This is a genomic window from Streptomyces sp. WAC07094 (assembly GCF_036320405.1).
Taxonomy (GTDB): domain Bacteria; phylum Actinomycetota; class Actinomycetes; order Streptomycetales; family Streptomycetaceae; genus Streptomyces; species Streptomyces lannensis.
On sequence record NZ_JAVMJZ010000001.1, the window covers coordinates 5,170,183 to 5,193,043 of the forward strand.

Genomic DNA, 22,861 nt, shown 5'->3' on the forward strand with positions numbered 1-22,861 from the left:
CACCAGCACGAGGGCAGGACCGAGGACGAGGCAGAGGAAGGCGGCCGCCCCATGCGCCGTACGACGCTCCACCGGACCACCACCGTCACCGCCGTCGCGGCAGCGGCACTTCTCGTCGTGGGCTGCGGGGCCGGCGCCGGCTCGTCCGGCAGCGGTGGCGGTGCGACCCCGCCGTCGGCACCGCCCGCATTGTCGGCACCGCCTGCATCGACGGCACCGGTCCCGCCGTCGGCACCGGCCTCACCGTCGCTTCCGCCGACCCCCACCGGGACGGGGTGCGCGCCCGAGGTGCAGCTCACCGCGGCCGACACGGGCCGCACCGTGTGCCTGGCACAGGGCGGGCGGATCCGGATCGAACTGGACGGTTCCAAGGACCGGCCCTGGGCCGTCGTCACCGCCGAGGGAGACGCGCTCGAGGCCACCAACGCCGGCATCGCCGTCCCGCCGGGCGGCGCCCTCGCCGCCTTCGAGGCGGTCGCGCCCGGGACGGCGCGGCTCTCCTCGAGCCGACCCCTGTGCGCCCGGCAACCGGGCCGGAACGCGTGCCTGGGCATCGAGCAGTGGACGGTCACGGTGACCGTGACGGCACCGTGAGGACGAGGCCGGGGGAGAGGACGAAGACCGAAGGAAGGACAGGGCCGTCAAGGACACGCCATGAGGCCGGTCACCCAGCGAGATACCGCACCTGATCCCACAGCACGGGGTCCACCACACCCACCCGGCGCCGGAAGTCCCACAGCGGCACGTCGCGCAGTTCGTCGGTCTCCAGGAAACTGGGCCGCCCGTGGGCGTCGGCCATCGTGCCCGGCGGCAGCGGTATCACGCCCGCCCGCTCGTCGCGGTACCGACTGGTGATCCTGGCGACCGTCGCGCTGTCCCCGCGCACCGTCAGCACCAGGCAGGGCCGGTCCTTCGAACCGATCCGGTCCTCGTACGGAACGCTCGCCCACCAGATCTCGGCCGGCCGCGGATGCAGCCGGGCACGTCCAGGCGGACGCGTCGCGGCACGGCGGGGGCGCTGCCCGCGCCCCCATCCGTCCACCAGCGTCGCGATCAGCGCGAGCAGCACCACCGCCGCCAGCGCCAGCCACCAGGACGTGTCCATATCGTTGACGGTACCGGCGTACAAGCCCCACCGCTCGCCCTCGGCACACACCAACGCGCCGCCGCACCGCGGGTCGTGCGCCCCGACGCACTCCGCACGCGCCCATGGTCCAGCCGAACCGGTGACACCACAGGTGAGTTCGCCCACAACGGCCCCTGGCGGAGGAGCGACCGGCCCTTTTGCGCCTTACGCTCGTCGGACCGCACGACCCCCGTCACTGCCCGTTCCTGCCTTGTGCACTTTCTGCCACGCGGAGGTTCCAGCTTTATGAAGCTCACCGTCGTCGGCTGCTCGGGGTCGTTTCCGTCCGCGGACTCGGCCTGCTCGAGCTACCTCGTCGAGGCCGACGGCTTCCGGCTGCTCCTCGACATGGGCAACGGCGCCCTTGGCGAGCTGCAGCGCCACTGCGGTCTCTACGACCTCGACGCGATCTTCCTCAGTCATCTGCACGCCGACCACTGCATCGACATGCTCGGGTACTTCGTCGCGCGCTACTACCGCCACGACGGCGGCCGCGCCGCACCCATCCCGGTCTACGGTCCGGAGGGCACCGAGCAGCGCCTGACCACCGCCTACGCCGACACCCCCTCGGCCTCCTCGATGAGCGAGGTCTTCGACTTCCACACGGTCAAGCCCGGCTCGTTCGAGATCGGCCCCTTCGCCGTCCACACGGAACGCGTGCGCCACCCCGTGGAGGCGTACGGCATCCGCGTCGAGTACGGCGGCAGGTCGCTCACCTACTCCGGCGACACCGGTGTGAGCGAGGCCCTGGACGAACTCGCCCGTGACACGGACCTCTTCCTGTGCGAGGCCGCGTTCACCTACGGCAAGGAGAACATCCCGGACCTCCACCTCAACGGCCGTGAGGCCGGCGAGGCGGCCGCCCGCGCCGGAGCCCGCCGACTGGTCCTGACCCACATCCCGCCGTGGACCGACCCCCAGGTCAATCTGGCGGACGCCCGGGCCGTCTACTCCGGACCCGTGGAACTGGCGACGCCCCGGGCGACGTACGAGGTCTAGGACCGGCGTACGGGCAACGCGCCCCTCACACGCCCGAAGGCCCCGGAACCTGAGAGGTTCCGGGGCCTTCGTGTCGTTCAGTGGAGTCGCTCACGCCTTCGTGAGGTCCTCGACCTCCTCCTCGGGCTCGCGGCCCGGGGTGGGGAGGTTGAACTTGACGATCGCGAAGCGGAAGACGAAGTAGTAGATCGCCGCGAACACCAGGCCGATCGGGATGATCAGCCATGGCTTGGTCGCCAGGTTCCAGTTCAGCAGGTAGTCGATGGCACCCGCGGAGAAGGTGAAGCCCGCGTGGACGCCGAGCGCCCAGGTGACCGCCATGGACAGGGCGGTGAGGACCGCGTGGATCGCGTACAGCACCGGGGCGATGAACATGAACGAGAACTCGATCGGCTCGGTCACACCGGTCACGAAGGAGGTCAGCGCCAGCGAGATCATCATGCCCAGCACGGCCTTGCGGCGCTCGGGACGGGCGGTGTGCGCGATGGCGAGCGCGGCGGCCGGAAGGCCGAACATCATGATCGGGAAGAAGCCCGACATGAACTGTCCGGCGGTCGGGTCACCGGCGAAGAACCGGTTGAGGTCACCGTGGACGACCGCGCCGGCCGAGTTCTTGAAGTCACCGATCTGGAACCAGGAGACGGTGTTCACGAACTGGTGCATGCCGACCGGGATCAGTGCGCGGTTGATCAGACCGAACAGACCCGCGCCCAGCGCGCCGAGACCGGTGATCCACTCACCGAAGTCCGAGATGCCCTCGCCGATCGGCTTCCAGATCAGACCGAAGAAGACGCCGGCGAGCGTGCCGACGAAGGCCATGATGATCGGGACCAGACGCCGGCCGTTGAAGAAGCCGAGCCAGTCGACCAGCTTGGTCCGGTGGTAGCGCTGCCACAGCACCGCCGACAGCAGACCCATCAGGATGCCGCCGAGGACGCCGGGGTTGTTGTAGGTGGCGGCTATGTCGGCGCCGGCCTGGACCTTGGCCTCGGTGACCGGGAAGGCCTTCAGCACATTGCTGTAGACAAGGAAGCCGACCAGGGCCGCCAGTGCCGTGGAGCCGTCGGACTTCTTGGCGAAGCCGATCGCCACACCGATGCAGAACAGCATCGGCAGGTTGTCGAAGATCGCCCCACCAGCTGTGGCGAACACCGCCGTGACCTTGTCGGGCAGGTTCAGCTTGTCGTGGACGTCCTGCTGGCCGAGTCGCAGGAGAATACCCGCCGCCGGCAGTACGGCGATCGGGAGCTGGAGACTGCGGCCGACCTTCTGCAGGCCCTGGAACAGACCTGATCCCCGCTTCTTTGCGGGGGCCGCCGAGGTTTCGGTGGCGGTGCTCATAGTTCCTCCATGTGCTGGGGGCTGCCGGGGGACGGGAAGGGCTGAACGAGGTGGGCAGCTCCCGCGTGGTCTACACCACTCACTGGTGTAGACCTGTTGTAGCACGGTGAAGGTGGGATAAGGAACCCGTGAATTCTGTAGTCCCGGACATACCGTAAGTAGTGCCGCACTTGCGGCGAATTCCCGGAAATGATAGCTCGATCCGGCTATGCGGTAGAGGCCTGAAGAGCGTGATAAGTGCCACTTGGTCGTTATGTCCCGGCGCAGTCACCCCGTGCCGCACTGCGTTTGGCGCCCTGTTGCGGCGTGGTGTAGACCAGTTCGCGGACGGTCGCACTGTCGGGAACGCCTGCCTCGGGTTCGCACGACCAGACCGCTCGCAAAGTTCGTCCACCTATGGGTTACTGCGACAAAGCGGTTCGGATCAGGGAGAAGAGACATGGCCAGCAAGGCTGAGAAGATCGTCGCCGGTCTCGGCGGCATCGACAACATCGACGAGATCGAGGGCTGCATCACCCGGCTGCGCACCGAGGTCCACGACGCCTCTCTGGTCGACGACGCCGCTCTGAAGGCCGCCGGCGCCCACGGCGTCGTCAAGATGGGCACCGCCATCCAGGTCGTCGTCGGCACGGACGCGGACCCGATCGCCGCGGAGATCGAAGACATGATGTGAGCCCACGCGCCCACACGTCAGGGGCCCCTCCCACCGGGAGGGGCCCCTGACGCATCTATGGATAGGCTCGGCCCATGTCTCGAATCGACGGCCGCACGCCCGAACAGCTCCGCCCCATCAGCATCGAGCGCGGCTGGAGCAAGCACGCCGAGGGCTCCGTCCTCGTCTCCTTCGGCGACACCAAGGTCCTCTGCACCGCCTCCGTCACCGAAGGCGTCCCGCGCTGGCGCAAGGGCAGCGGCGAGGGCTGGGTCACCGCCGAGTACGCCATGCTGCCCCGCTCCACCAACACCCGCGGCGACCGCGAATCGGTCAAGGGCAAGATCGGCGGCCGTACCCACGAGATCAGCCGCCTCATCGGCCGCTCCCTGCGCGCCGTCGTCGACTACAAGGCGCTCGGCGAGAACACCGTCGTCCTCGACTGCGACGTCCTCCAGGCGGACGGCGGCACCCGCACCGCCGCGATCACCGGCGCCTACGTCGCACTCGCCGACGCGGTCGCCTGGGCACAGCGCAAGAAGCTCGTACGGGCCGGCCGGCAGCCGCTGACCGGCACGGTCGCGGCCGTCTCCGTCGGCATCGTGAGCGGCGTACCGCTCCTGGACCTCTGCTACGAGGAGGACGTCCGGGCCGACACCGACATGAACGTCGTCTGCACCGGCGACGGCCGCTTCGTGGAAGTACAGGGCACGGCGGAGGCCGCACCCTTCGACCGCACCGAACTGAACGCCCTGCTCGACCTGGCAGTCTCCGGCTGCGACCGGCTCGCGACCCTGCAACGCGACGCCCTCGAGGCAACCGAGTAGCGCCGAACGGCGTTTTCAGAGGTAGCCGCACCGCTGACGCGAGGGCGCCCGGGGGTACCCCGCGCGCCCGGACACAGCCCCGTACGACCACCGACGGGTCGGCGAGCCGGACCGGCCGGCGCGCCCACGGGAAGGTGCCGCACCGCCGACGGGGAGGGAATCCGTTCCATGGCCGCGCGCCACCGCCGCCGCACCACCGCCGCGGCACTCGCAGCCGTCGCCGTACTCGCCGCCATCGGCGCGAGCGCGGGCTGCGACGCCGTCGACAAGGCGATCGACTGCGTCCAGACCGCCGACGCGATCGCCGACAGCGTCACCGACCTCCAGCAGGCCGTCGAGAACGCGGCGAACGACCCGACGCAGACCGACGCGTCCCTCGACTCCATCGAGAGGAACCTCGACAAGATCGGGGACACGACGGACGACGTCGATCTCGACAAGGCGGTCGACCATCTGCGCACGTCCGTCACGAACGTCCGCGAGGCCGTCCGCAACGGCGACAAAACCCCCGACGTCGGCCCCGTCACGGACGCCGCCGGAGAGCTGACCAAGGTCTGCACGTCCTAGCACGCCGCGGCCGGCACCGGGGGCGCGGGCAGAAGACGCCCGCGCCCCACGGATACTGATGGACATGACCCGCCTGATCCTCGCCACGCGCAACGCCGGAAAGATCACCGAACTCAGGGCGATCCTCGCCGACGCGGGCCTCCCGCACGACCTGGTCGGCGCGGAGGCCTACCCCGACATCCCCGACGTCAAGGAAACAGGCGTCACCTTCGCCGAGAACGCCCTGCTCAAGGCCCACGCCCTGGCCCAGGCCACGGGCCTGCCCGCGGTCGCCGACGACTCGGGCCTGTGTGTCGACGTACTGCACGGCGCGCCCGGCATCTTCTCGGCCCGCTGGGCCGGCCGGCACGGAGACGACAAGGCGAACCTCGACCTGCTCCTGGCCCAGCTCGGGGACATCGGCGAGGCCCACCGCGGCGCGCACTTCGCCTGCGCCGCGGCCCTGGCCCTGCCGGACGGGACGCAGCGTGTGGTGGAGGGCCAGCTGAAGGGGACCCTTCGCCACACTCCGGCGGGCACGAACGGCTTCGGCTACGACCCGATCCTGCAGCCGGAGGGCGAGACACGGACCTGCGCGGAACTGAGCCCCGAGGAGAAGAACGCGATCAGCCACCGGGGGAAGGCGTTCCGGGCGCTGGTACCGGTGGTGCGGCAGCTGCTCGGCTGACGACGCGAGGGGCCCACCCGTCCTTTTCTCCCGGGTGGGCCCTCACAATGCCGGCGTGCGGTCGGTGGGACTCGAACCCACACGGGATTTCTCCCACGGGCACCTAAAACCCGCGCGTATCGCCTCTTTCGCCACGACCGCCCCAAAGCGGACATTTATCCCTGCGTCGCTTCGTGCCGTTCAGTCTACGGGTGAGCCTGTAGGGCCTGCGGCCCGCCTGTCCTTCCGGCGGCACCATGTTGCCGTCAGGGCATGGCAGTTCGGGCACAGATACCTCAGGTTCTCGATGCGGTTGTCCAGCCAGTCGCCGTTGATGTGGTCGATCTGGAGGGTGATCTCCCGCCCGAGCCACTCACCCGCGTTGCCGCAGGACACGCACCGATGGGCAATGCCGGACTCCTGAAGTGCCGCGTGCAGTCGGGCCCGGTTGGTCCGCGGGGACCCGGCGGGGAGGATCACGAGCACGCGTCCCGCCGTGGGCGCGCGACGGGACGTGTGCACCGCCGCCCGGGGCCGCCGCTTGAAGTGGCTTGTGTCCAGGCCGAGCTGCGCCGCCTTGCGCCGCACACGGCGGTGGTTCGTGTCGGTCACTTCGAGTTCCAGTGCCCGCATCGCATCGGCGTAGCTCGTCGCTTCGGCAACGGCCGCCCGCAGTGCCTGCTCCGGGATCGCCAGGCGGGCGTTGCGGAAGTGGGAGGTGTCCACCTTCCGCTCCCGGAACATCCGGCTCAGTGCGGCGCGTGACCGGTCGTCGTCGGGCACCCCCAGTGCTCCGGCCGCACCGCGCACACTCGGGGCCGAGGCGGCCGCGATTCGCAGTTCGCCGTCCGTGAACCGGGGAAGGGTGTACGGGCGATCGACGCCCGGGAAGTGGCCGATGTCGATGCCGGCCGCCGCGATGCGGCGGCGTAGGTGCGTGAGCGTTCCGGTGGCGGGCGTGGCGCCGAGTTTCAGAGCGACCTCCCGCAGTGTCGTGGACGATGCGACCGCCGCGGCGATCGCATCGTCCGGATATCGGAGCCACGAACTGCGCTGCCGGAAGTGGCCTGTGTCGATCCCGTGCGCGGCGACGCGTTCCTGCAGGACGCGTCGCCGGCCACCGCTGGGCTTGAGCCCGAGGCGGCGCATGAGGCCGTTCCAGGTGTGGGACTCCGCGACCGCCGTCGCCAGTGCGCCCCGGTCGTACCTGTCCGCCATGGCCTTACCCCCGTTCTCGCCCGCCTGTTCGGCGTCTCGCACGGAGTAACGAACCACCGACCGGGCAGTCACGAGAGTCGTCGCCCCGGCGGTGCAGCGGGAACTCAGTGCCCCGAAGTCGCCTTCAGCCCCACCACCGCGATCAGCAGCAGGGCCACGAAGAAGATCCGTGCGGCGGTGGCGGGCTCGCCGAGGACGGTCATGCCCAGTACCGCCGCGCCGGCCGCGCCGATGCCCACCCAGACGCCGTACGCCGTGCCGATGGGGAGGGATTTCGCGGCGTAGGAGAGCAGAAGCATGCTCGCGACGATTCCCGCGCCGGTGGCGAGGCTCGGCCACAGGCGGGTGAAACCGTCGGTGTACTTCATCCCGATCGACCAGGCGACTTCGAGCAGTCCGGCGACGACGAGCAGGACCCAGGCCATGACAGGCACCTCCGTGAGACGTGAACGGACAGGTGCGTCGTCTTTGCCTGTGGACCTGGCGGTCCCGTCCCGGTACGGCGCGTCTCGTCGGGGTCGTCCAAGGCTAGCAAAGGAACGGCAAAGGGGCCGGTGGCGTCTGCCACCGGCCCCTTTGCCGTTCGTTCTACAGGTACAGGCCCGTGGAGTCCTCGGACCCCTCGAAGCGGTCCGCCGCCACGGCGTGCAGATCGCGTTCGCGCATCAGGACGTACGGGGTGCCCCGCACCTCGACCTCGGCCCGGTCCTCCGGGTCGTACAGCACCCGGTCGCCCGGCTCCACGGTCCTGACGTTCTGCCCGACCGCGACGACCTCGGCCCAGGCGAGGCGTCGGCCGACGGCCGCGGTCGCGGGGATCAGGATGCCGCCGCCGGACCTGCGCTCGCCCTCGGCGGCGTCCTGCCGCACGAGCACTCGGTCGTGCAGCATCCGGATCGGCAACTTGTCGTGGTGGGTCTTCTCGCTCACACCCCGAACCTACCTGCCTTCGATCTCTTCGTGTGCGTCCGGGTCAGCGCTTGCGCCGCCGGGAGCCGAGCGTGAGCAGTCCGGCGACGCCGACCACGACCAGGGCCACGGGGACGATGCGCTCCAGGCGGGGTGCGCCCTCCTGCGTGACGAACTGCCCCTTGACCTGGCTGACGGTCCGGTTGACGCCGACGTATGCCCGTCCGAGCGTGTGGTCGATGTTGGAGACGACCTTGGCCTTGGCGTCTCCGACGATCGTCTTGGGGTGCACCCGGACGCCGATCTCGTCGAGCGTCTCGGCGAGGGTTTCGCGGCGGCGTTTGATGTCCGCCTCGATCTGCGCCGGAGTCCTGGTGTCCGGTGTGCTCGACGTGTCCGTCACCGCGCTTCCTCCGTGGTCGTTTGCGACGTGTTCCGCGCAATTCCTGCATCTGTGGTCGACAGTCTGTCAGCTTCGTGCCCGACGCACTCCCCGGCACCCCTGTGGCGGGTGCGGGGGAGATTAGGCTCGTCGGGTAACCCGCCCCTGCCATGTGAGGTACCGATGAGCGAGCGACTCGAACCCGGCGACACCGCCCCCGCCTTCACCCTGCCCGACGCCGACGGCAACGAGGTCTCCCTGGCCGCCCGCAAGGGCCGCAAGGTCATCGTGTACTTCTACCCGGCCGCGCTCACTCCAGGCTGCACCAAGCAGGCGTGCGACTTCACCGACAACCTGGAGCTCCTTGCGGGCGCCGGCTACGACGTCATCGGCATCTCGCCCGACAAGCCGGAGAAGCTGGCCAGGTTCCGCGAACAGGAGTCCCTGAAGGTGACCCTTCTCGCCGACCCGGACAAGCAGGTCCTTCAGGCGTACGGCGCCTTCGGCGAGAAGACGATGTACGGCAAGAAGGTCGTCGGCGTCATCCGCTCGACGGTGGTCGTCGACGAGGAGGGCAAGGTCGAGCGCGCGCTGTACAACGTGCGGGCGACGGGGCATGTGGCCAAGATCATCAAGGATCTGGGGATCTGATCGCGCCGGGTCCTAGCCCTCGGCTCTGCCCGTCGTCCCGCCGTCTCCCGTAGGCCCGCCGTCCCCGGTGGGCCCCGCGGCGCCGTTCGTGGTTCCTGTGCCGGGCGGGCCCCCGGGGCCGGTGCCGCCGCCGTCGCCGGTCGTGCCGCCGTCTCCCGTGGTGCCTCCGTCCCCGGTCGTTGCGCCGTCGTCGGTGGAGCCGCCCGTGTCGCCCGTGTCGCCGGTGCCGGGTGAGCCGGTGGTGTCGGTGCCGCCGCTGGGCGGGAAGCCTCCGTCGGTCTGCCCCTGGTCCTCGCCCGGGTCGCTCCGGTCGCCCGTGGTGGCGCCGTTGTCGGGTTCGTCGGGCTCCCCCGGCTGCTGGGCCGTGGGGTCGAGGGACGGGTCGTGGTACCCCTCCGCGCCGGCCTGGAGGCGCAGATCGAAGCTCTGGACCGGCTTGTCCTTGAGCGCCGTCCTCGTGAACTGCGCCCAGATCTCGGCGGGCGCGCCGCCGCCGTTGACGCGGGACAGGCCCATCGCGCCGTACAGGGACTCGTGCCTGCCCGTGTCGGGGTCCTGGCCCATCACGGCGACCACCGTGGCCAGGTCGGGGGTGTAGCCGGCGAACCAGGCCGCCTGGTCCTCCTCGGCGGTGCCGGTCTTGCCGGCGGCGGGCCGGCCCGCGCCCTGGGCGGCCGTCGCGGTGCCGCTGTCCACGACGCTGCGCAGCATTGATGTGGTGGTGTCCGCCGCCTCGCGGCTGACCACCTGCTTCATGGCGCGGTGCGGAAGGTCGACGTCCTCCCTGCCGTCCTTGGAGATCTTCTCGACCAGGGTGTACGTGCCGTGCTTGCCGTGGTTGGCGAGCGTCGCGTACGCCTCGGCCATGTCGAGGACGCTCGCGGTGGCCGTGCCGAGCGCGATCGAGGGGTACGGGTTCATGTCGGGGGTGTTCGCGGGCAGGCCGAGGTCGATCGCGGTCTGCCTGACCTTGGAGGGGCCGACGTCGACCGCCATCTGCGCGTACACGGCGTTGACGGAGTCGTCGGTGGCCGTGCGGACGGTGATCGGGCCGTAGGAGACGTTGTCCTCGTTCTCAGGCGCGTAGGTGCCGCCGCTCCAGCCCTGCACGGGTCGTCTGTCCGTGCCGTCGTAGACGGTGTAGGGGGTGATCGCGACGCCGTTCTGCGTGCGGGCGCCGTTCTGCACGGCCGAGGTGAACACCAACGGCTTGAACGTCGAGCCGACCTGGTAGTCGCGGCGGGTCGCGTTGTTGACGTACTGCTCGGTGTAGTCGATGCCGCCGTACATCGCGAGGACCTTGCCCGTGGCCGGGTCGATGGCGACGCCGCCGGCCCGCACCGAGCGGTCGACCTTGCGGTTCTTCTTGTCGAGGTTGCTCATCAGCCGGTCGTCGACGGCCTTGACGAAGGCGTCCTGCTTGGACTTCTGCAGGGTGGTGGTGATGCGGTAGCCGCCGCCCGTCAGGGTGTCCTCGTCGATGATCTTGTTGGTGACGAGGTAGTCCTTGATCGCCTGGACCAGGTAGCCGCGCTGGCCCGACATGGCGGTGGCGGTGACCTGCTGCCTGGGTGTCGGGAAGGTCGCCTTCTGTCGCTGTTCCTCGGTCAGCCAGTGCTTCTTGACCATGCCGTCGAGGACGTAGTTCCAGCGGGCCACGGCGGCCGCCTTGTTCTCGGGGTGGGCGGTCACGTCGTACTGGCTCGGCGCGTTCAGCAGGGCCGCGAGGTACGCGCCCTGGGCGGCGGTGAGGTCCTTGGCGTCCACGCCGTAGTAGGACTGCGCGGCGGCCTGGATGCCGTAGGCGTTGCGGCCGAAGAAGCTGGTGTTGAGGTAGCCCTCGAGGATGTGGTCCTTGCTCTTCTCCCGGTCCAGCTTGATCGAGATGAAGAACTCCTTCACCTTCCGGGTGACGGTCTGCTCCTGGCCCAGGTAGTAGTTCTTCACGTACTGCTGGGTGATCGTGGAGCCGGACTGCTTGCCCTTGCCGGTGGCCGTGTTCCAGGCGGCGCGGATCATCGCCTTGGGGTCGACGGCGGACTCGGAGTAGAAGTCGCGGTCCTCGGCGGCGAGCGCCGCGTGCTGGGCGTCCTTGGAGATCTGGGCGAGCATCACACTCTCGCGGTTGACCGAGCCGTCACGGGCGAGTTCGGTGCCGTCCGCGTACAGGTACACGTTGCTCTGCTTGGTCGCCGCCGCGTTCGCGGGCGGGATCTTGACCAGGTAGTAGCCGAGCGCGAAGAGCCCGACCAGCAGCAGCAGCCCGGTCACGAGGGTCCCGAGGGCCATGCGCCAGGTCGGGATCAGCCTGCGCCACCCCGTGCGCCGGGGCCTGCCGGGGGCCGGCCCCGACGGGCCCGACGGCGGTTCTTGGGGCGCGAGGGCATGACTGCCCTGCTGCGGCTGCGGCTGCGGCTCGTCGCTCATCGTGGTGCCGGACTCCCGTTTTGCGTCGTACGTTCACGTACGCCCTCGTACGCCATCTGCGTCCCCTGATGAAGACTGTCGCACCTTGCGTTCCGTTCCCGGGACGACGGACGTGTCGTGCCGGGAAAACGTGTGGTACGCCACTTCGCCCGCGCGCTAGGCTCCTGCGCTTCCGTCCGACACACGTCGAAGGAGGTTCTCCCGTGGGGACAGGGCGGTTGTACGCCGCCGTCGCCGCCAGTGGTTTCCGGCGGTACGCGACCTATCGGACCGCGACCGCGGCCGGGGTGTTCACCAACTCGGTCTTCGGATTGATCCTGGCGTACACCTACCTCGCCGTGTGGAACGAGCGACCCCACCTAGGGGGGTACGACCAGTCGCAGGCTCTTACGTTCGTCTGGGTGAGCCAGGGCCTGCTGATGACGGTGGCCGTGTTCGGGGGCGGCTTCGAGGAAGAGCTGATCGAGCGCATCCGTACGGGCGACGTGGCCGTCGATCTGTACCGGCCGGTCGACCTCCAGGGGTGGTGGCTGGCGTCGGATCTGGGGCGGGCGCTGTTCCATCTGCTCGGCCGGGGTGTGGTCCCGCTGGTGTTCGGGGCGCTCCTCTTCCCGCTCGCGCTGCCCGCGAGTCCGCTGACCTGGGTGGCGTTCGTGCTGGCTGTCGGGCTCGGGGTGGTGGTGAGTTTCGCGATCCGCTTCGTCGTGGCGCTGAGCGCGTTCTGGCTGCTGGACGGGGCGGGCGTCGCCCAGCTCGCTGGGCTGACGGCGGTCTTCTGCTCGGGCATGCTGCTGCCGCTGAACGTCTTCCCCGGCACGCTCGGCGAGGTCGTCCGCCTGCTGCCCTGGTCGGCGCTGCTCCAGGCCCCCGTCGATGTGCTCCTCGGCGCGGCGGACCCGCTGCCCACGTACGGCTTCCAGATCGCCTGGGCCGTGGTGCTGCTCGGCGTCGGCCGGCTGGTGCAGTCGGCGGCGACCCGGCGGGTGGTGGTCCAGGGTGGCTGACACGGCTGCCGCGGGGCGGCGGACGCACGGGCGGGTGTACGAGGGGCTGCGGGCCTACGGTCTGATCACCGCCATGTGGATCCGCTCCACCATGGCCTACCGCGCCTCGTTCGTGATGACCACGCTGGGCAACTTCGCGGCGACCGGGCTCGACTTCGTCGCGATCATGCTGATGTTCTCGCGGATCGACTCGCTCGGTGGTTACCGCCTGCCCGAGGTCGCCTTCCTGTACGGCCTGTCCGCCACCGCGTTCGGCTTCGCCGATCTTGTGCTGGGCTCGATGGACCGGCTGGGGCGGCGGGTGCGTGACGGCACGCTGGACACGCTCCTGGTCCGTCCGGCGCCGGTGCTGGCCCAGGTCGCGGCGGACCGCTTCGGGCTGCGCCGCCTCGGCCGGATCGTCCAGGGCGTGCTGGTCCTCGGATACGCGGTGGCCTCCCTGGACCTGGCGTGGACACCGTCGAGGGTGCTGATGGTCCTGCTGGCGCTGCTGAGTGGCGCCGCGATCTTCTGCGCCGTGTTCGTGGCGGGCGCGGCCTTCCAGTTCGTCGCGCAGGACGCCTCCGAGGTGCAGAACTCCTTCACGTACGGGGGGCAGACGCTGTTGCAGTACCCGCCCACCGTCTTCGCGAAGGAACTGGTGCGCGGCGTGACCTTCGTGCTGCCGCTCGCCTTCGTCAACTGGCTGCCCGCGCTGTACGTGCTGGGGCGGCCGTATCCGCTCGACCTGCCGGCCTGGCTCGCCTTCGCGCCGCCGCTGGTGGCGGCGGCCTGCTGTGCGCTCGCGATGCTGGCCTGGCGCGCGGGACTGCGTTCGTACCGGAGTACGGGGAGCTGAGGAACCCATGGAGGGCGGCTACGTGGACGGTGGTGTCGTGGACAAGGACTGCCCGGACGGCGACTTCATCCGGCTGGAAGGGGTGGAGAAGGTCTTCGAGGTGCGTACGAGGACCGGCCTGCTGCGCCGTGAGCGGCGCCGGGTGCGGGCCGTCGACTCGATCTCCTTCACCGTGGCGCGCGGCGAGATGGTCGGCTACATCGGACCGAACGGCGCCGGGAAGTCCACCACGATCAAGATGCTGACCGGGATCCTGACGCCGAGCGGCGGCAGGCTGCGGGTCGCGGGGATCGACCCCTCCCGGGAGCGGACGCGGCTGGCGCAGCGCATCGGGGTGGTGTTCGGGCAGCGCACGACCCTGTGGTGGGACCTGCCGCTGATCGACTCCTACCGGCTGATGCACCGCATGTACCGCATCCCGGACCGGCGTTACCGCGAGAACCTCGACCGCTGTGTCGAACTCCTCGAGCTGGAGAGCCTGTTGGACGTCCCGGTGCGCCAGCTGTCGCTGGGCCAGCGGATGCGCGGCGACATCGTGGCGGCGCTGCTGCACGACCCGCAGGTGCTGTACCTCGACGAGCCGACCATCGGCCTGGACGTCGTCTCCAAGGCCAGGGTCCGTGACTTCCTGCGGGAACTGAACGCCGAGCGCGGCACGACGGTGCTGCTGACCACCCATGATCTTCAGGACATCGAGCAGCTGTGCTCGCGGGTGATGGTCATCGACCGGGGGCGCCTGATGTACGACGGCCCGCTCGCCGGGCTGCACGAGGTGGGCGACAGCGAGCGCACCCTCGTGGTCGACCTGGAGCGGGAGATGCCGCCGATCGAGGCGCCGCCCGCGCGCGTGGTGCGGGTCGAGGGGCCGCGGCAGTGGCTGGCGTTCCCGGCGTCGGAGTCGGCGGCCCCACTGGTGGCGCATATCGCGGCGACCTGTCCGCTGGTGGACCTCTCGGTGCGGGAACCGGACATCGAGGCGGTGATCGCCAGGATGCTGCACCGGCTGGAAGGCGCCGCCGATCCCGCGCCGGAAGGGGCGGTGTCGTAGCCCGGTGCGCGGCTTTTTCGTAGGCTGACCGCATGACCGACGCTGTGTCTTCCGGTGGGACGCCTCCCGAGCCCCACGCCCCGGACCTCCGTGCCTCCGACGCCGACCGTGAAAGGGTCGTCGAGGTACTCCGGGACGCCGTCGCCGAGGGCCGTCTCGACATGGAGGAGTTCGAGGAGCGGCTGGAGGCGACGTACAAGGCGCGGACCTACGGGGAGTTGGCCCCGATCACCCGTGATCTGCCGGCCGCCGGTGTGGTCGCCCCCGCGGTGTCGCTGGTCAAGGAGCCCGTGGAGAGCGGGGGTTGGGCCGAGCGGATCGTGGGCGGCGAGGGGTCGTCGGCGTCGGCCGTCGCCGTCATGTCCGGGTTCCAGCGCAAGGGGCGCTGGACGGTGCCGAAGCGGTTCAACTGCTTCGCCTTCTGGGGCGGTGGCGAGATCGACCTGCGGGAGGCGTACTTCGCGGACCGCGAGGTGGAGATCAACTGCATCGCGGTCATGGGCGGGATGAGCGTCATCGTGCCGCCCGGCGTCGAGGTGGTCGTGCGCGGTGTCGGGATCATGGGCGGCTTCGACCAGCGCGAGGAGGGCGTGCCCGGGGATCCGGGTGCGCCGCGCGTGATCGTGACCGGGTTCGCGTTCTGGGGCGGGGTCGGCGTCGAGCGCAAGGTGACGCGGGCCGAGCGGCAGCGGCTGAAGGAGGAGCGGCGCCAGGAGAAGCTGGACCGCAAGGCGACGCGCCGGGAGTTGCCGGAGTCCCACCGCGAGGTGCTCGACCAGCACCGCGAGTTGATGCGTGCACTGCGCGACGAGCGTCGCGAACGGCACGAGGAGCGCCGCGATCTGCACCGGGAGCGGCACGAGGAGCGCCGTGAACTGCAGCGCGAGCGCAGGGACGCCCGGCGGCAGGAGCGCGGGCGGCGGCGCGACGACGAGTACTGATCCGCCGTACGGACGTCCGCCGCCCGTCCGGCCTCACAGCCGGGCCGGCGCCGCCCCCTTCAGCGAGGCCGGGTTGAAGACCTCCGCCATCCTGCGGAAGCCCTTGTCGCTGGGATGGAGATGGTCGCCCGAGTCGTAGTCGGGGCGCAGCCGACGCGGATCGTACGGGTCGCGCAGTGCCCGGTCGAAGTCGACGACCTCGTCGTACACCGTGCCGGAGCGGATCCGCGCGTTGATCTCCTGCCGCGTCTGTTCCCGGTCGGTCCGGTAGTTGCCGTGGCCCTTGAACGGCATCAGGGTCGCGCCGACCGCCTTCAGGCCGTGTGCGTGCGCCTCGCGGACCAGGGTGCGCAACCCGGCGACGATCCGGTCCGGGTCGGCGCGGCCGGGGTGACGCGCGATGTCGTTGATGCCGAGGTCGATGACGACGACCCTGGCGTTCGCCCGCTCCAGGACGTCGCGCCCGAAGCGGCTGAGGCCGCTGGCGTTGTCGGCGGGCCGGCCGGGGCCGCTCGTCAGTACCTGGTTGCCGCTGATGCCCTGGTTGACCACGCTGTAGCGGGGTACGTCCCCGGATCCGGCGGCCTGGCGCAGCCGCCGGCCGAGCACGTCCGTCCAGCGGCTGTCGGCGCCCACGGTGGAGGTCACACCGTCGGTGATCGAGTCGCCGAAGGCGACCACGGTGCCGACCGCCTCGTTGCTGAGCAGGTCGAGCGCGGTCAGATAGCGCCAGTACGGCGTGCGCCCGGTGTAGGCGGCTGCGCTCACGTCCTCCGTGCGGTCGCCGTCGGCGACGTAGGAGATCTGCCGGGCGTGCCGATGGAAGGTGACCGGGCCCGACGGGGTGGGCGAGTAGGTGGTCACGAGGAGGTCGGAGTCCTGCGGGACGGCGATCCGGACCGCGTCGCTGACCACCTCGCGGCCCGGGGCTATGACGACCGACGGCGCACCGCCGAAGGTGAGACGGCGCATGGTGTCCATGGCGGCGGCCGCCTCGTTCCTGCCTGCGGCGACCGCGATCGAGGCGTGCGTGATGGAGAGCGGCTGCTGTCCGTAGAGGTTGGACAGCGTGATGCGGGCCCCCGTACCGCCGACGCCGGTGTGCACCACGTTGCGCACGGACCGTCCGGACATGCCGGCCGGTTCGGTTCCTGGCTCGGCCCCGGAGGGTGCGGCCGACCAGGCGCCGACCCAGACGCCGGCCGACACGGGTGCGGCGGCGCCCCGCGGGTCCGGGCGGCCGACGGCGAGAGCGCCGCGATCGCTGCCGTCATCGGCCGCGGCGCCGATGTATATGGCCGCCGACACGGTCAGGATGACCGCGCACAGGGCGGCCAGCAGGGCATAACCGTTGAACTTGGTCATGCTGTGCGTGTACTCCTCGGGCGAGGGAGCCCGAGGCTCCGTTGTTGATCATCCCCATGATGAATCATGGGGCGGGAGGAGCCGACGGAACCCGAGGTGTCCGCGCCGTGAGGCACAGGCTCGTCCCGATCGCGACCGGAACCCTGACAGGACCCTGAGAAACCCCCGAGACTTCTCCGTCCGGACAGACGCCGGGAACTCCCGTTCCGTTCCAGGAGTCGGTCAGGAAGGGACAATGTGTAACGGGGGACACGAACGGGTGGAGTGGATGGAACGCACGAAACCGGACGAAGCGGCGGCCGCGGGGCCGTCCGCCCGCTCGTCGACCGTCACGAACCGGGCGATGACGTCCTTCAGCCCGGCCGACGAGGAGAAGCGGCGCGGCGTACGCCGGATGAAGAGCATGGCGGCCGGCCTGCTGCTCCTCGTGGCGCTCGTGTACGCCCTCGCCACCTGGGCACGGGACGCGGGCGCCGGACCGTGGGCCGGTTATGTGGCCGCGGCCGCCGAGGCGGGCATGGTCGGCGCGCTCGCCGACTGGTTCGCGGTCACCGCGCTCTTCCGGCATCCGCTCGGACTGCCCATCCCGCACACGGCGATCATCCCGAACAAGAAGGACCAGCTCGGCATCTCCCTGGGCGAGTTCGTCGGTGAGAACTTCCTCTCCGGGGAGGTCGTACGGCAGCGTCTGCACGCCGTCGGCATCGCCGCCCGGCTGGGTACCTGGCTCGCGGAACCGGAGCATGCGGACCGGGTGACGGCGGAACTGGCGACGGCGCTGCGCGGGGCGCTCACCGTGCTGCGCGACTCGGACGTGCAGGCCGTGGTCGGCGAGGCCATAACCCGCCGTGCCGACGCCCAGGAGATCGCGCCGCCGCTCGGCAAGATGCTGGAGAAGGTCGTCGCCGACGGCGGCCACAAACGCGTCGTGGACCTGGTCTGCGTCCGTGCCCACGACTGGCTCGTCCTGCACGACGACCAGGTCATGGCCGCCGTTCAGGGCGGAGCTCCCGGCTGGACCCCGCGCTTCGTGGACAAGAAGGTCGGCGAGCGCGTCTACCGGGAACTCCTCCGCTTCGTCACCGAGATGCGCGACTCGCCCACGCATCCGGCGCGCGGTGCCCTCGACCGCTTCCTCGCCGACTTCGCCTCCGACCTCCAGTCCGACACCGACACCCGCGCCCGTGTGGAGCGGCTCAAGGGCGAGGTGCTGGGCCGCGGTGAGGTCCAGGACCTCATCGCCTCCGCCTGGACGGCCGTCCGTTCCATGATCGTGTCGGCGGCCGAGGACGAGCACAGCGAGCTCAGGCTGCGTGTGCGGGGCTCGCTGCTGTCGCTGGGCGCCCGGATGGCCGGTGAGCCGAGGACCCAGTCCAAGGTCGACAAGTGGGTGGAGGGCGCCGCGGTGCACGTGGTGACCACGTACCGCAAGGAGATCACGTCCCTGATCACGGACACGGTCGCAGGCTGGGACGCCGGGCACACCACCCGCAAGATCGAGGCGCACATCGGGCGCGATCTGCAGTTCATCCGGATCAACGGCACGGTGGTGGGCTCGCTGGCCGGACTGCTCATCTACGCGGTGTCGCGGGCGCTGGGAGCGTAGCCGCGGGCCGAGCGGGCACTCGGGTCGGGTGCGGCGCCGGCCGCAGCACCGAGGAGGCAGACATGTCCGTCACCGCGCCCCGACCCGGCACGGTCACCAGCGCGATTCCCGCCCGCCTGGATCGTCTGCCCTGGTCACGGTGGCACTGGACGATCGTGATCGGCCTCGGCACCGTGTGGATCCTCGACGGCCTTGAGGTCACGGTCGTCGGCAACATCGCCGGCCGGCTCTCCGAGCCCGGCAGCGGGCTGCCGATCAGCTCCGGCCAGGTCACCGGTATCGCGGCGGCGCTGTACGTGGCGGGTGCCTGCTCCGGTGCCCTCTTCTGGGGCCGCCTCACCGACCGCTACGGCCGCAAGAACCTCTTCATGATCACCCTGGCGGTCTATCTCGCGGCCACGGCCCTGACCGCGGTCTCCTTCTCCACCTGGTGGTTCTTCCTCTTCCGCTTCCTCACCGGCTTCGGTATCGGCGGCGAGTACGCGGCCATCAACTCCGCGATCGACGAGCTGATCCCGGCGTACTACCGCGGACGCGTCGACCTGGTCATCAACGGCAGCTTCTGGCTGGGGGCCGTCGGCGGTTCCCTGCTGTCGGTCGTCGCGCTGAACACCGACATCCTGCCGAAGGACCTGGGCTGGCGGCTGACGTTCGCCCTGGGGGCCGTCCTCGCCCTGGTGATCCTGCTCGTGCGGCGCCATGTCCCGGAGAGCCCGCGCTGGCTGCTGATCCACGGCAGAGAGCAGGAAGCGGAACGGGTGGTGACCTCGATCGAGCAAAAGATCGAAGCGGAGAGGGGTGAGCCGCTGCCGCGCGCCAAGAGTGAGATCACCATCCGGCAGCGCGAGAGCGTCGGTTTCGGCGAGATCGCGCGCACGGTCTTCAGCGACTACCGCAAGCGCGCCGTGCTCGGCTTCTCCCTGTTCATCGGCCAGGCCTTCCTCTACAACGCGATCACCTTCGGATTCGGGGCGATCCTCACCAAGTTCTTCGACGTCCCCACCGGCGACACGGGCTACTACTTCACCGTCATCGCCATCGGCAACTTCTTCGGCCCGCTGCTGCTGGGCAAGCTCTTCGACACGGTCGGCCGCCGGGTGATGATCTCGTCGACGTACCTGCTCTCGGGTCTGCTCCTGTTCGGCACCGCCTGGCTGTTCGACCGCGGCTCACTGAGCGCGGGCACACTGACGGCGTGCTGGTGCGCGGTGCTGTTCTTCGCCTCGGCGGGTGCCTCCAGCGCGTACCTGACGGTCTCCGAGATCTTCCCGATGGAGACGCGGGCCATGTCCATCGCCTTCTTCTACGCCCTCGGCACCGCTGCCGGCGGTATCAGCGGCCCGCTCCTGTTCGCCGACCTCACCAACACCGGCCGGGTCGGCGACACGGTCCTGGCCTTCCAGGTCGGTGCGTCCCTGATGTGCGCCGCGGGCGTGGTCGCCGCGCTGCTCGCGGTGCGCGCGGAACGGCGGTCCCTGGAGGACATCGCGAAACCGCTGACGGCCACCGCCGCGCAGGCGCAGGCGACTCCCTAGGGTCTGTCGTCGGGATCAGGTCGGCCGGGAGCGGCCGCGCCCTTCGATCGACGCCGGCATGATCCGAACGACGGACCCTGGGCGTGCGCTGCCGTCCTGCGGCAGGAGCCCGCGGCCGGGGGCGATCTGAGTATCCGTACTCTGCCGACGCATCCGCTCCGGGGGAATCCTCGTCCCCATGACCGAGAAGCTGCTCCGCCCCATGCGAACCCGCCCGTGGTACGCGCGCTGGCTGATACGCCTGCTCGGGGCCGCCCTCGCGGCCGGGGCCCATCTGCTCTTCCTGCCCTGGGACCCGCGCAACCGATCCGCGACCCCACGGGCCACCGAGGAGACGACCCCCCTCACCGGCGCCGGGGTCCTCCTCCTCGCGCTGGCCCTGCTGCTCCTGGCGGCCTACTTCGGGCACTGGGACCGGCTCGGCTGGCCGCTGCTGCTGGTGGCGGTGCCCCCGGCCGTGCTGATGCATGCCTCCTTGCGCGCCCACCCCGGACCGGACGCCTCGTTCCGGCCCCTGGCCTGGGGGCTGTTCACATTGCTGGTCGCGACGGGGGTGTTCGTCACGGCCGGGGTGGCAAGGGCGTTCCGGGGCGAGTGGGCCCGGGAGGACATGTCGCTGACGAACCCGTTGTGAGCCGGACCGGGCCTGCGCTCAGCGGGTGGTGCTCCGGGCGGCCTGTTCGATCACGTCGGTGACCGCCGCCGGGTGTGAGACGGGGACCGCGTGGGAGGACCTGATCTCGGTGGTGCGCGCGTGGGCACGGTGGGCCATGAAGCGCTGCTCGTCGGGGGCGATGGCCTTGTCCTGGGTGGTGATCAGGTCCCAGGAAGGGATGGTCTTCCAGGCGGCCTCGGTGGGCTTGTCGGTGAAGACCGAGGCGGCGACGGGACGCTGGGTGGTGGCCATGAGGTCCGTGGTGGAGGCGGGGAGGTCGGCGGCGAAGGCGTCGTGGAACTTGTCGGCCTTGATGTAGAGATCGGTGCCGGTGCTGCCGTCGGGGAGAGGGAAGGGGACCTCGTCGAGGACGGTGGGGAGAGTGGCTCCGGGGAACTTCTCGCCCAGCTCCGCGAGGGTCTCGCCCTTGTCGGGGGCGAAGGCGGCGATGTAGACGAGTGCCTTGACGTCGGGGTCGCCGGCGGCGGCCTGGCTGATCACGGAGCCGCCGTAGGAGTGGCCGGCGAGGACGACGGGTCCCCGCACGCTCTTGAGGAAGCTGCGGAGGTAGTCGGCGTCGTTCGCGAGCCCGCGGAGCGGGTTGGCCGGGGCCAGGACCCGGTAGCCGTCGTGCCGCAGCCGCTTGATGACGCCGTTCCAGCTGGATGAGTCGGCGAAGGCGCCGTGCACCAGCACGACGGTGGGCTTGGGAGGTGCCGGGTGCTGTGCGGGCCTGGCGGCTTCGGCCGGTGCCGTGGCCGCGAAGGTGAGAGCGGCCACCGCCGCGGTGGCCGCCAGCGCGGCGGAGCTCTTGCGGGTGGGGCGGAAGAGGGTCTTCGGACGCATGACGGATCTCCTTGGGATACGACGCACTCACGCAGGTGGGGCCGGCGGCTCCGGATCGCCCTGTTCGGGCGACGTCGAGAAACCTAGCGCACGTTTACATCGTGCACAAGATAAAGGTTTGCGAGATACTGGGGTCCTTGAAGGATGTGACAATGCCTTCCGGACGACCGTCCGGCGACCAGGAACCGACGACCGGGGAGAGCCACCGTGAGCCACGACGACACCAGCGCGCCCGCAACGGGCCACCCCGGCGAGCCTCCGCTGCCGCTCGAGGACCACTTCTGTTTCACGCTGTACGCGGCGTCCCGTGCCGTGACCGGCGCCTACCGGCCGCTGCTCGACGAGCTGGGGCTGACCTACCCCCAGTACCTGGTCATGGTCGTGCTCTGGCAGCACGGCACGGCACCCGTCAAGGACCTGGTGGCCGCCCTGCAACTCGACTACGGCACCGTGACGCCGCTGATCAAGCGCCTCGAGGCGAACGGCTGGATCAAGCGGCAGCGGCGGGCGGACGACGAGCGGGTGGTGGAAGTGGCCCTGACCGCCGAGGGTGCCGCCCTGAGCCGGAACATCCGCGCCGTTCCGCTCGCGATCGGGGACGCCATGGGCCTGACCCCCGAGGAGTTCAGGACCGCACAGGACCTGCTGCGCCGGCTGACGGCGAACGTCCTTCACCACACGAGCACTGCGGAGCGGACCGCGGCGGCCTCCTAGGGGCCTGCCCGGTGCGACCGGCCGGACGCGGAAGGGCCCGGGACGGCGTGTTCCCGCCCCGGGCCCCGCGAGGTGTGCCGGATCCCTAGGCGCCGGTGGTGGACCCCGGACGCACGATCATCAACACGGTGACAGCGGCCCAGAGGAGATTGAAGATCCCGGTCACCATGGCCAGCCGTACCGTGGCCCGCGCGTCGAGTACGCCGTCCTCCACGCTCCGGAGGACGGCGCCCTGCCGGGGCAGCACCAGGGCGCCGAGCACCACCGCGGCAACCGCGGTCAGCGCGATCGACACGATCAGCCATGCGTCACCGAGCACGCCCATGTTCTTGGCGGTGGCGAATCCGAACACCGGGACCGCGACACCGACGACGGCGTACACCCGGCAGATGCGGTGCAGCAGCGCGAGGTTGAGCAGGCTTTCGCCCGGGTCGGCCGGCACCTTGCGTGCGAGAGACGGGAACATGCTCGCTGCGACGGTGACGGGGCCTACGGCGACGATCGCTGCGAGGACGTGAACGGCGAGAAGGAACTTGGTCACGGGCCGAGGCTAGGTCGGCAAGA

At 70.4% G+C, this 22,861-nt stretch carries 25 protein-coding genes and 1 tRNA gene; 15 read left to right on the top strand and 11 right to left on the bottom strand.

Annotated elements, in window-relative coordinates; translation table 11 throughout:
- Positions 1–51 precede the first annotated feature (51 nt).
- On the top strand, positions 52–594 hold the full coding sequence (locus tag RCR19_RS22850; RefSeq protein ID WP_331266811.1) for a hypothetical protein: 543 nt from the start codon (positions 52–54) through the stop codon (positions 592–594).
- Positions 595–664: 70 nt separating this feature from the next.
- Here the strand turns inward: RCR19_RS22850 and RCR19_RS22855 are convergent, their stop codons facing one another.
- The gene (locus tag RCR19_RS22855; RefSeq protein WP_331266812.1) at positions 665–1,105 is read right to left on the bottom strand and encodes a type II toxin-antitoxin system PemK/MazF family toxin; all 441 of its coding nucleotides are present in this window, start codon (positions 1,103–1,105) and stop codon (positions 665–667) included.
- A gap of 267 nt (positions 1,106–1,372) precedes the next feature.
- Here RCR19_RS22855 and RCR19_RS22860 point away from each other — a divergent pair, with 267 nt between their 5' ends.
- Positions 1,373–2,125 carry an MBL fold metallo-hydrolase gene (locus RCR19_RS22860; protein WP_331266813.1) on the top strand — a complete coding sequence of 251 codons (753 nt, stop codon included), beginning with the start codon at positions 1,373–1,375 and terminating at the stop codon, positions 2,123–2,125.
- Between the two features lie 90 nt (positions 2,126–2,215).
- On the opposite strand, the gene RCR19_RS22865 is transcribed toward RCR19_RS22860, so the two are convergent.
- Positions 2,216–3,466 carry a PTS transporter subunit EIIC gene (locus RCR19_RS22865; RefSeq protein ID WP_331266814.1) on the bottom strand — a complete coding sequence of 417 codons (1,251 nt, stop codon included), beginning with the start codon at positions 3,464–3,466 and terminating at the stop codon, positions 2,216–2,218.
- Positions 3,467–3,905: 439 nt separating this feature from the next.
- Between RCR19_RS22865 and RCR19_RS22870 the strand changes: the two genes are divergently transcribed.
- The 4 genes from RCR19_RS22870 (at position 3,906) to rdgB (ending at position 6,179) form a co-directional block, all read left to right on the top strand.
- Positions 3,906–4,139: a PTS glucose/sucrose transporter subunit IIB gene (locus RCR19_RS22870; RefSeq protein WP_331266815.1), complete on the top strand. Its 234-nt coding sequence runs from the start codon at positions 3,906–3,908 to the stop codon at positions 4,137–4,139.
- Between the two features lie 74 nt (positions 4,140–4,213).
- Positions 4,214–4,945 (top strand): ribonuclease PH, encoded by a 732-nt coding sequence (rph, locus tag RCR19_RS22875; protein WP_059127862.1) that lies wholly within the window; start codon positions 4,214–4,216, stop codon positions 4,943–4,945.
- A 168-nt stretch (positions 4,946–5,113) separates the two neighbouring features.
- On the top strand, positions 5,114–5,512 hold the full coding sequence (locus RCR19_RS22880; RefSeq protein WP_331266816.1) for a hypothetical protein: 399 nt from the start codon (positions 5,114–5,116) through the stop codon (positions 5,510–5,512).
- A 64-nt stretch (positions 5,513–5,576) separates the two neighbouring features.
- Positions 5,577–6,179, top strand: a complete 603-nt coding sequence (gene rdgB / locus RCR19_RS22885) for an RdgB/HAM1 family non-canonical purine NTP pyrophosphatase (RefSeq protein ID WP_331266817.1) — start codon at positions 5,577–5,579, stop codon at positions 6,177–6,179.
- A gap of 56 nt (positions 6,180–6,235) precedes the next feature.
- On the opposite strand, the gene RCR19_RS22890 is transcribed toward rdgB, so the two are convergent.
- The 5 genes from RCR19_RS22890 to RCR19_RS22910 all read right to left on the bottom strand — a co-directional run bounded on the left by RCR19_RS22890 (position 6,236) and on the right by RCR19_RS22910 (position 8,688).
- Positions 6,236–6,320, bottom strand: a tRNA-Leu gene (locus tag RCR19_RS22890).
- A 39-nt stretch (positions 6,321–6,359) separates the two neighbouring features.
- Complete coding sequence (locus tag RCR19_RS22895; protein ID WP_331266818.1) at positions 6,360–7,376, bottom strand: HNH endonuclease signature motif containing protein; 1,017 nt, start codon at positions 7,374–7,376, stop codon at positions 6,360–6,362.
- Positions 7,377–7,480: 104 nt separating this feature from the next.
- Complete coding sequence (locus tag RCR19_RS22900) at positions 7,481–7,801, bottom strand: SMR family transporter (protein ID WP_059127735.1); 321 nt, start codon at positions 7,799–7,801, stop codon at positions 7,481–7,483.
- A gap of 163 nt (positions 7,802–7,964) precedes the next feature.
- Positions 7,965–8,306 (bottom strand): co-chaperone GroES, encoded by a 342-nt coding sequence (locus RCR19_RS22905; RefSeq protein WP_079050309.1) that lies wholly within the window; start codon positions 8,304–8,306, stop codon positions 7,965–7,967.
- Positions 8,307–8,349: 43 nt separating this feature from the next.
- A complete protein-coding gene (locus tag RCR19_RS22910; protein ID WP_059127734.1) occupies positions 8,350–8,688 on the bottom strand; it encodes a DUF3618 domain-containing protein in 339 nt (112 codons plus the stop codon).
- A gap of 162 nt (positions 8,689–8,850) precedes the next feature.
- Here RCR19_RS22910 and bcp point away from each other — a divergent pair, with 162 nt between their 5' ends.
- Positions 8,851–9,318 (top strand): thioredoxin-dependent thiol peroxidase, encoded by a 468-nt coding sequence (bcp, locus tag RCR19_RS22915; RefSeq protein ID WP_331266819.1) that lies wholly within the window; start codon positions 8,851–8,853, stop codon positions 9,316–9,318.
- Between the two features lie 12 nt (positions 9,319–9,330).
- Here the strand turns inward: bcp and RCR19_RS22920 are convergent, their stop codons facing one another.
- Positions 9,331–11,745 carry a transglycosylase domain-containing protein gene (locus tag RCR19_RS22920; RefSeq protein WP_331266820.1) on the bottom strand — a complete coding sequence of 805 codons (2,415 nt, stop codon included), beginning with the start codon at positions 11,743–11,745 and terminating at the stop codon, positions 9,331–9,333.
- 203 nt (positions 11,746–11,948) lie between these two features.
- Here RCR19_RS22920 and RCR19_RS22925 point away from each other — a divergent pair, with 203 nt between their 5' ends.
- The 4 genes from RCR19_RS22925 to RCR19_RS22940 are packed head-to-tail and all read left to right on the top strand — an operon-like array spanning position 11,949 to position 15,576.
- A complete protein-coding gene (locus RCR19_RS22925) occupies positions 11,949–12,749 on the top strand; it encodes an ABC-2 family transporter protein (RefSeq protein WP_331266821.1) in 801 nt (266 codons plus the stop codon).
- Positions 12,742–13,587: an ABC transporter permease gene (locus tag RCR19_RS22930; protein WP_331266822.1), complete on the top strand. Its 846-nt coding sequence runs from the start codon at positions 12,742–12,744 to the stop codon at positions 13,585–13,587. Before RCR19_RS22925 ends, RCR19_RS22930 begins: the two co-directional genes overlap by 8 nt.
- A 7-nt stretch (positions 13,588–13,594) precedes the next feature.
- Positions 13,595–14,635, top strand: a complete 1,041-nt coding sequence (locus tag RCR19_RS22935) for an ATP-binding cassette domain-containing protein (protein ID WP_331266823.1) — start codon at positions 13,595–13,597, stop codon at positions 14,633–14,635.
- Positions 14,636–14,667: 32 nt separating this feature from the next.
- Positions 14,668–15,576: a DUF1707 domain-containing protein gene (locus RCR19_RS22940; protein WP_331266824.1), complete on the top strand. Its 909-nt coding sequence runs from the start codon at positions 14,668–14,670 to the stop codon at positions 15,574–15,576.
- 33 nt (positions 15,577–15,609) lie between these two features.
- On the opposite strand, the gene RCR19_RS22945 is transcribed toward RCR19_RS22940, so the two are convergent.
- Positions 15,610–16,941 (bottom strand): SGNH/GDSL hydrolase family protein, encoded by a 1,332-nt coding sequence (locus tag RCR19_RS22945; RefSeq protein ID WP_331266825.1) that lies wholly within the window; start codon positions 16,939–16,941, stop codon positions 15,610–15,612.
- A gap of 235 nt (positions 16,942–17,176) precedes the next feature.
- Between RCR19_RS22945 and RCR19_RS22950 the strand changes: the two genes are divergently transcribed.
- The 3 genes from RCR19_RS22950 (at position 17,177) to RCR19_RS22960 (ending at position 20,716) form a co-directional block, all read left to right on the top strand.
- Entirely contained in the window at positions 17,177–18,547 is a 1,371-nt protein-coding gene (locus RCR19_RS22950; RefSeq protein WP_331266826.1) for a DUF445 domain-containing protein, read from the top strand.
- Between the two features lie 62 nt (positions 18,548–18,609).
- The gene (locus tag RCR19_RS22955) at positions 18,610–20,082 is read left to right on the top strand and encodes an MFS transporter (protein ID WP_331266827.1); all 1,473 of its coding nucleotides are present in this window, start codon (positions 18,610–18,612) and stop codon (positions 20,080–20,082) included.
- A 178-nt stretch (positions 20,083–20,260) separates the two neighbouring features.
- Positions 20,261–20,716 (top strand): hypothetical protein, encoded by a 456-nt coding sequence (locus tag RCR19_RS22960; RefSeq protein ID WP_331266828.1) that lies wholly within the window; start codon positions 20,261–20,263, stop codon positions 20,714–20,716.
- Between the two features lie 18 nt (positions 20,717–20,734).
- Here the strand turns inward: RCR19_RS22960 and RCR19_RS22965 are convergent, their stop codons facing one another.
- Entirely contained in the window at positions 20,735–21,583 is an 849-nt protein-coding gene (locus tag RCR19_RS22965; RefSeq protein ID WP_331266829.1) for an alpha/beta hydrolase, read from the bottom strand.
- Between the two features lie 207 nt (positions 21,584–21,790).
- Here RCR19_RS22965 and RCR19_RS22970 point away from each other — a divergent pair, with 207 nt between their 5' ends.
- Complete coding sequence (locus RCR19_RS22970; RefSeq protein WP_331266830.1) at positions 21,791–22,297, top strand: MarR family transcriptional regulator; 507 nt, start codon at positions 21,791–21,793, stop codon at positions 22,295–22,297.
- 85 nt (positions 22,298–22,382) lie between these two features.
- Here the strand turns inward: RCR19_RS22970 and RCR19_RS22975 are convergent, their stop codons facing one another.
- On the bottom strand, positions 22,383–22,838 hold the full coding sequence (locus RCR19_RS22975; protein ID WP_331266831.1) for a hypothetical protein: 456 nt from the start codon (positions 22,836–22,838) through the stop codon (positions 22,383–22,385).
- Positions 22,839–22,861 lie beyond the last annotated feature (23 nt).

Excerpts from the sequence above, each read along its gene's own strand:
- RCR19_RS22955 (WP_331266827.1), top strand. The coding sequence starts at position 18,610 with ATGTCCGTCACCGCGCCCCGACCCGGCACGGTCACCAGCGCGATTCCC.
- RCR19_RS22860 (WP_331266813.1), top strand. The coding sequence starts at position 1,373 with ATGAAGCTCACCGTCGTCGGCTGCTCGGGGTCGTTTCCGTCCGCGGAC.
- RCR19_RS22900 (WP_059127735.1), bottom strand. The coding sequence starts at position 7,801 with ATGGCCTGGGTCCTGCTCGTCGTCGCCGGACTGCTCGAAGTCGCCTGG.
- RCR19_RS22960 (WP_331266828.1), top strand. The coding sequence starts at position 20,261 with ATGACCGAGAAGCTGCTCCGCCCCATGCGAACCCGCCCGTGGTACGCG.
- RCR19_RS22950 (WP_331266826.1), top strand. The coding sequence starts at position 17,177 with ATGTGTAACGGGGGACACGAACGGGTGGAGTGGATGGAACGCACGAAA.
- rdgB (WP_331266817.1), top strand. The coding sequence starts at position 5,577 with ATGACCCGCCTGATCCTCGCCACGCGCAACGCCGGAAAGATCACCGAA.
- RCR19_RS22870 (WP_331266815.1), top strand. The coding sequence starts at position 3,906 with ATGGCCAGCAAGGCTGAGAAGATCGTCGCCGGTCTCGGCGGCATCGAC.
- bcp (WP_331266819.1), top strand. The coding sequence starts at position 8,851 with ATGAGCGAGCGACTCGAACCCGGCGACACCGCCCCCGCCTTCACCCTG.
- RCR19_RS22920 (WP_331266820.1), bottom strand. The coding sequence starts at position 11,745 with ATGAGCGACGAGCCGCAGCCGCAGCCGCAGCAGGGCAGTCATGCCCTC.
- RCR19_RS22940 (WP_331266824.1), top strand. The coding sequence starts at position 14,668 with ATGACCGACGCTGTGTCTTCCGGTGGGACGCCTCCCGAGCCCCACGCC.
- RCR19_RS22880 (WP_331266816.1), top strand. The coding sequence starts at position 5,114 with ATGGCCGCGCGCCACCGCCGCCGCACCACCGCCGCGGCACTCGCAGCC.
- RCR19_RS22945 (WP_331266825.1), bottom strand. The coding sequence starts at position 16,941 with ATGACCAAGTTCAACGGTTATGCCCTGCTGGCCGCCCTGTGCGCGGTC.
- RCR19_RS22895 (WP_331266818.1), bottom strand. The coding sequence starts at position 7,376 with ATGGCGGACAGGTACGACCGGGGCGCACTGGCGACGGCGGTCGCGGAG.
- rph (WP_059127862.1), top strand. The coding sequence starts at position 4,214 with ATGTCTCGAATCGACGGCCGCACGCCCGAACAGCTCCGCCCCATCAGC.
- RCR19_RS22865 (WP_331266814.1), bottom strand. The coding sequence starts at position 3,466 with ATGAGCACCGCCACCGAAACCTCGGCGGCCCCCGCAAAGAAGCGGGGA.
- RCR19_RS22935 (WP_331266823.1), top strand. The coding sequence starts at position 13,595 with ATGGAGGGCGGCTACGTGGACGGTGGTGTCGTGGACAAGGACTGCCCG.
- RCR19_RS22855 (WP_331266812.1), bottom strand. The coding sequence starts at position 1,105 with ATGGACACGTCCTGGTGGCTGGCGCTGGCGGCGGTGGTGCTGCTCGCG.
- RCR19_RS22850 (WP_331266811.1), top strand. The coding sequence starts at position 52 with ATGCGCCGTACGACGCTCCACCGGACCACCACCGTCACCGCCGTCGCG.
- RCR19_RS22965 (WP_331266829.1), bottom strand. The coding sequence starts at position 21,583 with ATGCGTCCGAAGACCCTCTTCCGCCCCACCCGCAAGAGCTCCGCCGCG.